The sequence below is a fragment of the Prevotella heparinolytica genome, from assembly GCF_002998535.1.
GTDB lineage: Bacteria > Bacteroidota > Bacteroidia > Bacteroidales > Bacteroidaceae > Bacteroides > Bacteroides heparinolyticus.
Genome location: NZ_CP027234.1, coordinates 598,514 through 610,591, shown reverse-complemented (window position 1 = coordinate 610,591; position 12,078 = coordinate 598,514). Strand labels below are relative to the sequence as shown.

At 46.4% G+C, this 12,078-nt stretch carries 9 protein-coding genes and 7 tRNA genes; 9 read left to right on the top strand and 7 right to left on the bottom strand.

Features of this window, described 5'->3' with window-relative positions; genetic code table 11:
* Positions 1 to 19 precede the first annotated feature (19 nt).
* The 9 genes from C3V43_RS02480 to C3V43_RS02440 all read left to right on the top strand — a co-directional run bounded on the left by C3V43_RS02480 (position 20) and on the right by C3V43_RS02440 (position 9,870).
* Complete coding sequence (locus C3V43_RS02480) at positions 20 to 685, top strand: DUF452 family protein (protein ID WP_106068452.1); 666 nt, start codon at positions 20 to 22, stop codon at positions 683 to 685.
* Positions 670 to 1,467, top strand: coding sequence for a malonyl-ACP O-methyltransferase BioC (gene bioC, locus C3V43_RS02475; protein WP_106068451.1), 798 nt, complete (start codon positions 670 to 672; stop codon positions 1,465 to 1,467). Before C3V43_RS02480 ends, bioC begins: the two co-directional genes overlap by 16 nt.
* A gap of 20 nt (positions 1,468 to 1,487) precedes the next feature.
* Positions 1,488 to 2,141, top strand: a complete 654-nt coding sequence (bioD, locus tag C3V43_RS02470) for a dethiobiotin synthase (protein ID WP_106068450.1) — start codon at positions 1,488 to 1,490, stop codon at positions 2,139 to 2,141.
* Positions 2,142 to 2,601: 460 nt separating this feature from the next.
* Positions 2,602 to 3,879 (top strand): tRNA lysidine(34) synthetase TilS, encoded by a 1,278-nt coding sequence (gene tilS / locus C3V43_RS02465; RefSeq protein WP_106068449.1) that lies wholly within the window; start codon positions 2,602 to 2,604, stop codon positions 3,877 to 3,879.
* Positions 3,880 to 4,132: 253 nt separating this feature from the next.
* Positions 4,133 to 6,163, top strand: a complete 2,031-nt coding sequence (gene rho, locus C3V43_RS02460) for a transcription termination factor Rho (RefSeq protein ID WP_106068448.1) — start codon at positions 4,133 to 4,135, stop codon at positions 6,161 to 6,163.
* A 57-nt stretch (positions 6,164 to 6,220) separates the two neighbouring features.
* The gene (gene ffh, locus C3V43_RS02455) at positions 6,221 to 7,543 is read left to right on the top strand and encodes a signal recognition particle protein (RefSeq protein ID WP_106068447.1); all 1,323 of its coding nucleotides are present in this window, start codon (positions 6,221 to 6,223) and stop codon (positions 7,541 to 7,543) included.
* A gap of 134 nt (positions 7,544 to 7,677) precedes the next feature.
* Positions 7,678 to 8,559, top strand: coding sequence for a bifunctional methylenetetrahydrofolate dehydrogenase/methenyltetrahydrofolate cyclohydrolase FolD (gene folD, locus C3V43_RS02450; protein WP_106070423.1), 882 nt, complete (start codon positions 7,678 to 7,680; stop codon positions 8,557 to 8,559).
* A gap of 9 nt (positions 8,560 to 8,568) precedes the next feature.
* Complete coding sequence (locus C3V43_RS02445) at positions 8,569 to 9,708, top strand: CapA family protein (protein ID WP_106068446.1); 1,140 nt, start codon at positions 8,569 to 8,571, stop codon at positions 9,706 to 9,708.
* 88 nt (positions 9,709 to 9,796) lie between these two features.
* A tRNA-His gene (locus C3V43_RS02440) sits at positions 9,797 to 9,870 on the top strand.
* Positions 9,871 to 10,153: 283 nt separating this feature from the next.
* Here C3V43_RS02440 and C3V43_RS02435 read toward each other — a convergent pair.
* The 7 genes from C3V43_RS02435 to nspC all read right to left on the bottom strand — a co-directional run bounded on the left by C3V43_RS02435 (position 10,154) and on the right by nspC (position 12,016).
* Positions 10,154 to 10,226, bottom strand: a tRNA-Gly gene (locus tag C3V43_RS02435).
* A 31-nt stretch (positions 10,227 to 10,257) separates the two neighbouring features.
* Positions 10,258 to 10,339: transfer RNA gene (locus C3V43_RS02430), tRNA-Leu, on the bottom strand.
* A 37-nt stretch (positions 10,340 to 10,376) separates the two neighbouring features.
* Positions 10,377 to 10,449: transfer RNA gene (locus C3V43_RS02425), tRNA-Gly, on the bottom strand.
* 14 nt (positions 10,450 to 10,463) lie between these two features.
* Positions 10,464 to 10,546: transfer RNA gene (locus tag C3V43_RS02420), tRNA-Leu, on the bottom strand.
* 42 nt (positions 10,547 to 10,588) lie between these two features.
* Positions 10,589 to 10,670 (bottom strand) — tRNA-Leu (locus C3V43_RS02415).
* Between the two features lie 23 nt (positions 10,671 to 10,693).
* Positions 10,694 to 10,766 (bottom strand) — tRNA-Gly (locus C3V43_RS02410).
* A gap of 110 nt (positions 10,767 to 10,876) precedes the next feature.
* Entirely contained in the window at positions 10,877 to 12,016 is a 1,140-nt protein-coding gene (gene nspC / locus C3V43_RS02405; protein WP_106068445.1) for a carboxynorspermidine decarboxylase, read from the bottom strand.
* Between the last annotated feature and the right edge of the window lie 62 nt (positions 12,017 to 12,078).

The window sequence follows — 12,078 nt, the reverse complement described above, 5'->3', positions numbered from 1 at the left end:
AGCACTAAAAGAAAATCTTATGCACCAAATCCATATCATACACGAACATCATCCCCGCCTGCTCCTGTTCTTTGCCGGTTGGGGGGCAGATGAGACTCCTTTCAAGGCGTACCGTCCTGCCGGAAGCGACTTGATGATTTGCTACGATTATCGTACGCTCGACTTTGACCAATCCGGCCTGAACGAATACCAAGAAATCAATGTAATCGGCTGGTCTATGGGAGTGTGGGTAGCTTCGCAAGTACTTCCACATCTCGCATTGCCCATAGCAAGCAGCACTGCCATCAACGGCACCCCCTACCCGATTGATGAATATCGGGGCATTCCGCCGGCTATTTTCCGCGGCACGCTGGATGGACTGACGGGAACTTCTTTGCACAAGTTCCTGCGACGGATGTGTGCTGATGGAGCGGCATTCAAAGCCTTTCTGCAAGTAACTCCCCGCCGTCCGTTGGAAGAGCTGTGTGAAGAACTTGCAAAGATAGAAGAGATGTATCAAGCGCTCCCTCCCTCCACATTTCATTGGCAGCAAGCCGTGATAGGAAGAAACGACCGAATCATTCCGCCCGCCAATCAGCTACAAGCGTGGAAAGAAACGAATACTGCCATCCGACAGACAGAAGACGCACACTACGAAGAAGAATTGTTCCGCCATTATCTGCAAGAGCTATGGACAAACAACTGATAGCCGAACGTTTTGCCCGGGCAAGAAACACCTATGCCCGCGAAGCCCGCGTGCAGCAACAGGTTGCCCTGAAGATGATGCGGATGCTTACGGAGTCTCTGCTCGCAGAAGACTGTCAACCCGACGAACTCTCTGCGCGTTTCCGCCATATCCTTGAGTTCGGCTGCGGTACAGGGAGCTATTCCCGCATTCTGCTACGGACACTGCAACCGGAAACGCTACTGCTGAACGACCTCTGCCGGGAAATGGAGGAATGTATCAAAGAACTGTGCTTGTTTCCCGGTGTCAGTTTCCTGCCCGGAGATGCCGAAGAACTGGACTTTCCAAAGAATATGGACCTGATAACCTCCTGCTCCACACTGCAATGGTTCAACGACCCGGCCGCATTCTTTACCCGTTGCCACCGTGCGCTGACAACAAACGGGGTTCTTGCCTTCAGTACCTTCGGCTCAAGAAACATGCACCAAATCCGCCAACTGACCGGACACGGGTTGAGCTATCTGCCTATTGAGGAGTTACAAGCATTGCTACGTCCGGCTTTCGACATCATTCATGCGGAGGAAGAGGTTGTATCGCTCTCTTTCGATACTCCTCTGCACGTTCTGAAGCATTTGAAAGAGACCGGAGTGACAGGTACGGAAAAGAAAATATGGACACGCAGCCGCCTGAAAAGTTTCTGTGAAGAATACACCCGACTATTCCACGAAGCAGATGACAAAGTGACCCTGACCTATCATCCGATTTACATCATAGCGAAAAAAAGAAACCAATCAAACGAATAAAGTTCAAACTGCAAAGAAGAATGGAATCAGAGATTTATTTTATCAGCGGCATCGATACGGATGCCGGAAAAAGTTACTGTACTGCCTGGTATGCTTGCCAACTGAATGGAAGCAAGCGGCGCGTCATCACTCAGAAATTCATCCAAACCGGCAATACCGGACATTCTGAAGACATCGACCTGCACCGCCGCATCATGGGCACCGGCTACCTGCCCGAAGACCATGAAGGACTCACCATGCCCGAAATATTCTCATATCCTTGCTCCCCTCATCTTGCCGCCCGCATAGACAAGCGTGCCATCGACTTCGACAAGATAGAACGCGCCACTAAAGAACTTGCCCGCCGCTACGATGTTGTCCTCGTTGAAGGTGCAGGCGGTCTCATGGTGCCACTGACAGACGATTTTCTGACCATAGATTATGTGGCGGAAAAGAAATACCCTCTGATTTTCGTCACCTCAGGCAAGCTGGGAAGTATCAACCACACCTTGCTGAGCTTGGAAGCAATAAGAAGCCGAAGCATTGCCCTGCACACCGTATTATATAATCTCTACCCTACCGTAGAAGATAAAACCATTCAGGACGATACGATGCAGTACATCCGTAATTATCTGGCCAAACACTTTCCCGAAACGAAATTCGAGATTGTTCCGGAGATCAAAGATGCATTTTAAGCGATGCTTAAATCCACTTCGCAAAGAAACAAACAGTTGTCCGGCACTATGTGGCACTCCATTGATTGTAAAGCCACACCGCATCAGGGATAAAGTGCCAGTATACGCATGGTAAAGTGCGGGCATACGGACGATAAAGTGTGGGCATACGGACGATGAAGTGCGGGCATACGGACGACGAAGTGCGGACATACGGACGACGAAGTAACACCTCTTTGTTGATAAAGCAATGCGGTGCAAACAAAAAATCAGAAAATTACACTACCTTTGTGATATGTCCGATATTATCTTGAGCGTTCTTCATGGAAGATGTTTTTCTGTTTTAGCAGAAGCATGGCAAGCTGTGCGGCAGACAACAAGAAGGGAAAACCGCTCGAAAAGATATTCACATAGAAGCTGAATAAAAAACTTTTTAAGGGAAAAATAAAAAACGGCTCTTACACTTGCAGCCCAAACAAATATGGAAATACAGAAGGTTAAACGATATATCGACCGCCATGAGCTCTTCTCTTCGAGCGACAAGATTCTTGTGGCATTGAGTGGTGGTGCCGACTCTGTGGCATTATTGCGCTTACTGCAGGCTATGGGATATACGTGCGACGCAGCGCATTGCAATTTTCATCTTCGGGACAAGGAATCTGAACGTGACGAGAATTTTGTCCGCCAACTGTGTAAAGAATTACAAGTCCAATTGCATATCACCCATTTCGAAACAGTAAAAGAAGCCAAGTCAAGGCATCTTTCCATCGAAATGGCTGCTAGGGAGTTGCGTTACAAATGGTTTGAAGAAATACGGAAAACATGCGGCGCCACGGTTATTGCCGTAGCCCACCACCAAGACGACAGCGTAGAGACACTGCTTCTTAATCTGATTCGTGGAACCGGTATCAACGGACTACGCGGTATACGCCCCCAAAACGGAAAGATAGTACGTCCTCTACTCTGCCTGAACAGAAAAGAAATCCTTGACTATTTATCAGACATCGGACAGGAATATGTGACAGACAGCACCAATCTGCAAGACGAGTACACCCGTAACAAAATACGGTTGAACCTACTTCCGCTCATGCAGGAAATAAATCCTTCGGTCAAAGAGAGCATTCTCAAAACAGCCGAACATCTGAATGATGCCGCCTCTGTATATAATATAGGTATAGAAGCTGCCAAACAGAGAATAATGACACCGGAAGGTGTACACATAAATGCCCTAAAGCAAGAACCCGCACCGGAAACCATCTTATTTGAAATACTCTATCCATTAGGATTCAATGCCGCCCAAGTAAAAGGCATATACCGCACATTGGACGGACAGCCGGGCAAGTCGTTTGCCAATGCCGACTGGCGCATTGTAAAAGATAGAGAACTTCTACTGATAGAGCCCCTGCATGGAACAAAGCGACCTGTTCTGGAAATGAAAAAGTATGCTTATACGCCTGACTTTATTATTCCAGGCGATAAGCACATCGGTTGCTTTGATGCCGACAAACTCCAACACCCTTTGTCGTTACGACTCTGGAAACATGGCGACGCATTTGTTCCTTTCGGCATGAAAGGATGGAAAAAAGTAAGCGATTATTTAACCGACCGTAAATTTTCCATTGTGCGCAAAGAGCAGCAATGGCTGCTTTGCTGCGGCGAAGATATAATTTGGCTGGTAGGAGAACGGACTGACAACCGTTTCCGAATAGATGAAAAAACCAAAAACATATTGATCATAACCTCCTCATTTCCGAAATAAATGTGTATATGACACAAAAAATAGAGGATTTATTCATAAAACCAAAAAAAAATATTACCTTTGCCCCGTTGAAACATCCGCAACTGCCTGCTGAAGCAAAAGTTGTTAATCGGATTTCCAATTCAACAACAACATCCCATACAAATAATATATACAAATAGATAGGCGAAATTGCACTGAAAGAGCAACTGCAATTGAGCAATACGCCCTTTTCGATAAGAATAAAACATTAAACCATTCACACATATACTGTATGTATAACATCATCCAACTCAACGACAAAAACTTGTCGGAATTGCAAACTATTGCCCAAGAACTGGGTATAAAAAAAACAGAATCATTAAAAAAAGAAGAGCTTGTTTACAAGATACTTGACGAACAAGCCATTGCCGGCGCTACTAAAAAGGTAGCAGCCGACAAACTGAAAGAAGAGCGCAAAGGAGATAAACGCTCTCGCGTAACTGTAAAAACAGTAAAAAAGGAAAGTGTAAACAAAGTATTTTCTGCTAATAAAAACGGAGAACTCACCAAATCAAAAAACGAAGGAACTCCGATTATCAAAGAACAAGCGAAAGTAGCCGAAGCAGCACCAACGACCAAACCAGCCAATACTGCTGCGACCGAAGCCTCCAAACCGGCCAATACCGTAGTCGCCACCTCTCCTAAGAATACGGAATCCTCGTCCAAGCGTAAACCCGGACGCCCCCGTAAAACACAGGAAGAAGCCGATGCAGCCTCCAAAGCCACAGAGAATGCAAAAGTAACCGAACCGGAACTGAACTTCGAGCCAAAGGCCACAAAAACAGAGCCGAATAAAGTGGCAAAGAATATAGTAGTAGACGAAAGTCCTATCTTGTCCGAAGCAGAAGATGATTTTATCCCTATTGAAGACCTCCCGACAGAGAAAACAGAACTTCCTTCCGAACTCATCGGCAAATTCGAAGCCACCAAAACAGAAGTTCCCGCAACTCCTGCTCCCATGCCTACAGAGCAACAACGCCCACACCTTCGCTCCAGAGACAATAACAATAATAATCGCGCCGGAGCTTACAACCAGCAGCGCCCGATGCAACAACGTCCCGCACAACAACATGGCGGCAATGAGAATAATCCGGCAGCAGCAGACAACAAACCCGCGGTAGAACGCGAAAAAGCCTACGAATTCGACGACATCCTCACCGGAACCGGTGTTTTGGAAATCATGCAGGATGGCTATGGCTTCTTGCGCTCTTCCGACTACAACTATCTCTCTTCACCGGATGACATCTACGTATCGCAATCGCAAATCAAGTTATTCGGTTTGAAAACCGGCGATGTGGTGGAAGGCGTAATTCGTCCTCCCAAAGAAGGTGAAAAATATTTCCCTCTGGTCAAAGTGTCCAAAATAAACGGACGCGACCCGGCTTTCGTGCGCGACCGCGTTCCGTTTGAACACCTCACTCCGCTTTTCCCGGACGAGAAATTCAAACTTTGCAAAGGCGGATATTCCGATTCCTTGTCTGCCCGTGTAGTCGACCTCTTTGCCCCGATAGGTAAAGGTCAGCGTGCCTTGATTGTGGCACAGCCCAAAACCGGTAAGACCATCTTGATGAAAGACATCGCCAACGCCATAGCAGCCAATCATCCTGAAGTCTATATGATAATGCTGCTCATTGACGAACGTCCGGAAGAAGTGACCGACATGGCACGTACGGTCAATGCGGAAGTGATTGCCTCTACCTTCGACGAACCGGCGGAACGCCACGTAAAGATAGCCGGAATTGTTCTTGAAAAGGCAAAACGCATGGTAGAATGCGGACACGACGTTGTCATCTTCCTCGACTCCATCACCCGTCTGGCCCGTGCATACAACACCGTGTCTCCGGCCTCCGGAAAAGTGCTGTCGGGTGGTGTAGATGCCAATGCACTGCACAAACCCAAACGTTTCTTCGGTGCGGCACGTAACATTGAAGGGGGCGGTTCGTTGACGATACTGGCCACCGCCCTGATTGATACCGGCTCCAAGATGGACGAAGTAATCTTCGAAGAATTCAAGGGTACGGGTAATATGGAATTACAACTCGACCGCAATTTGTCCAACAAACGTATTTTCCCGGCTGTCAACATTGTTGCCTCCAGCACCCGTCGCGACGACTTGCTGCAAGACAAACAAACGCTGGATCGCATGTGGATTCTTCGCAAATACCTTGCCGATATGAATCCTATGGAAGCGATGGATTTCGTGAAAGACCGTCTGGAGAAAACCAAAGACAACGACGAATTTCTGATGAGCATGAACAGCTAAAACGCGGTATCACATGCATGGATATATTTGTAATTTTAGTAATTGTAATTAAATACTATGTTCGATAATTTAAGCGAAAGACTCGAGAGATCATTTAAAATCTTGAAGGGTGAAGGCAAAATCACTGAAATCAATGTTGCAGAAACTCTGAAAGATGTACGTAAAGCTCTTTTAGATGCCGACGTAAACTATAAAGTAGCCAAGAACTTCACGGATACCGTCAAAGAAAAAGCTCTGGGACAGAATGTGCTGACAGCTGTCAAACCCAGTCAGTTGATGGTGAAGATTGTACACGATGAGCTGACCCAGCTCATGGGTGGCGAAACGGCCGAGGTTAATCTTGACTCCAAGCCTGCCATTATTCTGATGTCGGGTTTGCAGGGGTCGGGTAAAACAACCTTCTCAGGAAAGCTGGCACGTATGCTGAAGAGCAAAAAGAACAAGAAGCCCCTGCTCGTGGCTTGCGACGTATATCGCCCTGCCGCCATTGAGCAGTTACGTGTATTGGCAGAGCAGATTGGCGTTCCGATGTACTCCGAACCGGACAGCAAGAACCCCGTAGCCATCGCTCAAAATGCCATCCAGGAGGCCAAAGCCAAAGGCTACGACTTAGTAATTGTCGATACAGCCGGCCGTCTGGCAGTGGACGAGGAGATGATGAATGAAATTGCCGCCATCAAACAGGCCATCAACCCGAACGAAATCCTGTTCGTTGTGGACTCGATGACCGGTCAGGATGCTGTAAATACTGCCAAAGAGTTCAACGAACGTCTTGATTTCAACGGTGTGGTATTGACAAAGTTAGACGGTGACACGCGTGGCGGTGCAGCCCTCTCTATCCGTTCGGTAGTCAACAAGCCCATCAAGTTCGTAGGTACGGGCGAGAAGCTGGACGCCATCGACCAGTTCCACCCATCCCGTATGGCCGACCGCATACTTGGCATGGGAGATATCGTGTCATTGGTAGAGCGTGCGCAGGAACAATACGATGAGGAAGAAGCCAAACGCCTGCAAAAGAAGATTGCCAAGAATCAGTTCGATTTCAACGATTTCTTGGGACAGATTGCGCAAATCAAAAAAATGGGTAACTTGAAAGAGCTGGCATCCATGATACCGGGTGTAGGCAAGGCCATTAAAGATATCGACATCGACGACAATGCTTTCAAGAGCATAGAAGCCATTATTTACTCCATGACTCCGGAAGAGCGCAGTAATCCTGCCATTCTGAACGGTTCGCGCCGCCAACGCATAGCCAAAGGCAGCGGCACGAATATTCAGGAGGTAAACCGTCTGCTGAAACAGTTTGACCAGACCCGCAAAATGATGAAAATGGTCACCGGCAGCAAAATGGGAAAAATGATGCCCAAACTGAAAAGATAGAATAACCGCAAAGACATAAAATCCCGCTAATTTCATATCGTGAATGAAGTCAGCGGGATTATTGTTTTATTCGGTTATTTACTCTACATTTGCGAATCATGCAGAAAAATAATTATCCAAACAATAGATTGAATATGACACTGATTGATGGAAAAGCAATTTCAGAACAAGTAAAGCAGGAAATTGCAGCAGAAGTAGCCGAAATAGTGGCACGCGGAGGAAAGCGTCCCCATCTGGCGGCCATCCTCGTAGGACACGACGGAGGCAGCGAAACGTATGTAGCCGCCAAAGTAAAAGCTTGCGAAGCATGCGGATTCAAATCCACGCTGATCCGCTATGAGGCCGATGTAACGGAAGAGGAACTCCTCGCCAAAGTACGCGAGCTGAATGAGGATGCCGACGTGGATGGGTTCATCGTGCAGCTTCCATTGCCCAAACACATCTCCGAACAAAAAGTGATTGAAACCATTGATTATCGCAAAGACGTGGATGGCTTTCACCCAATCAATGTGGGGCGCATGTCCATCGGACTGCCTTGCTATATTTCCGCCACTCCTAACGGCATACTCGAATTGCTGAAACGCTATCACATAGAGACTTCGGGCAAGAAATGCGTCGTACTGGGACGTAGCAACATTGTGGGCAAGCCAATGGCGGCATTAATGATGCAAAAGGCTTATCCCGGCGACGCCACCGTAACTGTCTGCCACAGCCGGAGCAAGGATTTGGTAAAAGAGTGCCAAGAAGCTGATATCATCATCGCCGCTTTGGGGCAGCCCAACTTCGTAAAAGCAGAAATGGTAAAAGAAGGAGCTGTTGTCATTGATGTAGGTACAACCCGTGTGCCTGATGCTACCAAGAAATCGGGCTTCAAACTGACAGGAGACGTTCAATTCGACAAAGTGGCTCCCAAATGCTCATTCATCACTCCCGTACCCGGTGGTGTGGGGCCGATGACCATTGTTTCATTAATGAAGAATACGTTGCTGGCCGGTAAAAAAGCCATCCACCAATAAAAGCAAACAATGAGAGCAACCCTCTTTTGCATCACTTTATTATATAGCGTACTTCTCTCCGGACAGGAAAGGATTACGCTATTATTTGTAGGCGACCTGATGCAACACCAACCACAAATAGACGCTGCTTGTACTCCTGAAGGCAAGTATGATTATTCTCCTTGTTTCCGCCTCGTCCGAGAGCAAATTTCCCAAGCCGACCTTGCTATCGGGAATTTGGAAGCTACATTAGGCGGCAAGCCATATCGGGGATATCCGGCCTTCAGTGCCCCCGACGAATTTCTTCAAGCCATCAAAGATGCGGGATTCGATGTATTGCTGACCGCCAATAACCACTGTCTGGATCGGGGGAAAAAGGGTTTGGAACGCACACTGCTTATGCTCGATTCCTTACATATTCCTCATTTAGGAACTTACAAAGACATCAACCAGCGTAAAGAACATTATCCTCTATTTATTCGCAAGAAAGGCTTTCGCATTGCTTTGCTCAATTATACCTATGGCACCAACGGTATCAAAGTCACTCCGCCCAATATCGTAAACTACATTGACAAAGAGAGTATGGCGAAGGACATCAAGAGCGCCAAAGCACGTCAGCCTGATGCCATTATCGCCTGCATGCATTGGGGTGAGGAATACCGTTCCCTGCCCAATCGCGAACAACGTGAGCTGGCCGATTGGCTGATTCAGCAAGGTGTCACACACGTCATAGGGTCACATCCGCACGTCATCCAGCCCATGGAATTGCTCACCAAAGGAAGCAAGCAACATGTTGTGGTCTATTCTTTAGGAAATTTCATTTCTAATATGAGTGCGATAAATACCGATGGTGGGCTCATTTTTACCTTGCAATTAGAAAAATGGGATCTGCCCCAGCCCATCCGTCCCATATTTTTCAGTGAGAAGCACACAATCCAGCCAGATACGCTCGTTCCATTTCCCGATTGTCGTGTCTCTTCTTGTGGTTACAGTCTTGTATGGACTGCCCGCCCTACACTGTCGCAAGAGAAAAACTATATTCTTTATCCTATTCATTTTCCAACGAACAGTCTATCCCCCAAGATTCGTAAACGTCTGGAAATCTTCGCTAAAAACTCTCGCAGTCTTCTCCAGCAATATAATGTAGGAATCTGTGAAACAAAAAAATAGCACATCGAAAGAAAAAAAGTGTCTTATTCTTTGCAATATTAAAGATTATCCCTATCTTTGCACCGCATTTAAGAAATGCAATAACATGGTGGCTGTAGTTCAGTTGGTTAGAGCGTCAGATTGTGGTTCTGGATGTCGTGGGTTCGAGTCCCATCTGCCACCCGTAAAAAAAGAGGAAATTCAATACGAATATTCCTCTTTTTTATTATACCTGAGGGCATATACGAGGCTCTCGCGAGAATGATAGGTGCAGCAGAAAGCAGTGGGAGGCTATGCGTAAATGAAGATAATCTGAAAAGAGAGAACTTTATATCCACGGCCATTAATTAGGGAGAATTCTAAAACCCAATATGAACCGAAACCGAATAAGCATAAGGCAAGAATTTATTTACATAATTTCAAACCAAACGCCAAAAAATATTACAGATTTGGGGAATGAGAAGAGAGCGGAAAACGAGACTCGAACTCGCGACCCCAACCTTGGCAAGGTTGTGCTCTACCAACTGAGCTATTTCCGCATTTGATGACCCTCTTTTCACAAAGAGCAAGTGCCCAGAACAGGACTCGAACCTGCATGCCTCTCGACACACGCACCTGAAACGTGCGCGTCTACCAATTCCGCCACCTGGGCATTATAGTCATCCTAATAAAAAATACTATGAAAACAGAGCGGAAAACGAGACTCGAACTCGCGACCCCAACCTTGGCAAGGTTGTGCTCTACCAACTGAGCTATTTCCGCAAATATTAGGAAAGTGAAGAGAAGGAGACTCGAACTCCCACGACATGATGTCACTACCCCCTCAAAGTAGCGCGTCTACCAATTCCGCCATCTCTCCATCTTACTTCCAAAAAACAAAGAACCGCTTGTTTTACCTCTGTGCCCAGAACAGGACTCGAACCTGCATGCCTCTCGACACACGCACCTGAAACGTGCGCGTCTACCAATTCCGCCACCTGGGCATTTGGTAATCACAATCATGTTGAGCGGAAAACGAGACTCGAACTCGCGACCCCAACCTTGGCAAGGTTGTGCTCTACCAACTGAGCTATTTCCGCGTTTGCGGTTGCAAAGGTAGATATTTTCCTTAAACCTGCAAATATTCCACGTGTTTTTTCACACATAAAAATATGCTTCTCCGCCGAACATGCAAACAGTCTTTTGATAATCAACACATTCGATTGCGAAAGTCTTCATATGTGAAATGTTTGAATATTTCTGCTTTTTCCTCTTTCGTCCACATTGCAATGGCCGGATGATGAATCCCATTGAACATATTCGTCTTTACCATAGTGTAATGAATCATATCTTCAAAGATTATCCGCTCTCCTATCCGCAATTCATGATCGAAGCTCCACATACCCATATAATCGCCACTCAAACAAGAATTACCACCAAGACGATATACGTAAGGGCCACCATCTCCTTTTCTTGAGCCACGCACAGCAGGCTGATAGGGCATCTCCAAGCAATCGGGCATGTGACAGGTAAAACTCACGTTAAGAATAGCAGTGCGAATGCCACGGTTCTCTACAATATCTACAATTTCAGAAGTAAGTACACCGGTTTGCCATGTGAAAGCTGAACCAGGTTCGAGAATGACATGCAGGTGCGGATAACGCATTTTCAGCCCTTGCAACAAACGAATAAGATGCTCCACATCATAATCTTTGCGCGTCATCAAGTGTCCTCCACCTAAATTCAACCATTTGATTTGTGAGAACCAACGAGAGAATTTGGATTCTAATTGTGCCAAAGAGCGCTCCAATTCATACGAGGATGATTCACAATGGCAATGACAGTGAAATCCGTCCATACCTTCAGGAAGTATTTCCGGAAGCAAGTCTGCCACCACTCCAAAACGAGTACCAGGCGCACAAGGATTATAAAGTTCAGTCTCTACTTCGGAATATTCAGGGTTAATGCGAATGCCACAAGAAATTCCACTCTGCCCTGCCCTCACCTTCGGATAAAAGCGTTGAAACTGTTCCAATGAATTGAAAGTGATATGATTACTACAACGCATGATTTCAGGAAAATCGGCCTCGGTATATGCCGGAGAATAGGTATGTGCTTTACTACCGAACTCTTCAAATGCCAAACGGGCTTCATATACGGAACTTGCCGTAGAGTTGTATATGTATTCTCTAAAGATAGGAAAGGAACGCCACATGGCAAAAGCCTTAAAAGCAAGAATAATCTCCACTTCTGCACGTTCGGCAACACTTTTTATCAGCGTAAGGTTCTTCCTCAGAAGTTCTTCTTCCATGATGTAACACGGAGAAGGGAAACGGTCAAAATTTATCATATCATTTATAGTTTTACATCCAATCAGATTGACGCCTCTTTATCCGGATACGTCTTACGGTC

Bases quoted from the DNA above. Each gene is read 5' to 3' on its own strand.
- bioC (WP_106068451.1), top strand. From the start codon at position 670: ATGGACAAACAACTGATAGCCGAACGTTTTGCCCGGGCAAGAAACACC.
- folD (WP_106070423.1), top strand. From the start codon at position 7,678: ATGACACTGATTGATGGAAAAGCAATTTCAGAACAAGTAAAGCAGGAA.
- nspC (WP_106068445.1), bottom strand. From the start codon at position 12,016: ATGATAAATTTTGACCGTTTCCCTTCTCCGTGTTACATCATGGAAGAA.
- bioD (WP_106068450.1), top strand. From the start codon at position 1,488: ATGGAATCAGAGATTTATTTTATCAGCGGCATCGATACGGATGCCGGA.
- ffh (WP_106068447.1), top strand. From the start codon at position 6,221: ATGTTCGATAATTTAAGCGAAAGACTCGAGAGATCATTTAAAATCTTG.
- C3V43_RS02480 (WP_106068452.1), top strand. From the start codon at position 20: ATGCACCAAATCCATATCATACACGAACATCATCCCCGCCTGCTCCTG.
- tilS (WP_106068449.1), top strand. From the start codon at position 2,602: ATGGAAATACAGAAGGTTAAACGATATATCGACCGCCATGAGCTCTTC.
- rho (WP_106068448.1), top strand. From the start codon at position 4,133: ATGTATAACATCATCCAACTCAACGACAAAAACTTGTCGGAATTGCAA.
- C3V43_RS02445 (WP_106068446.1), top strand. From the start codon at position 8,569: ATGAGAGCAACCCTCTTTTGCATCACTTTATTATATAGCGTACTTCTC.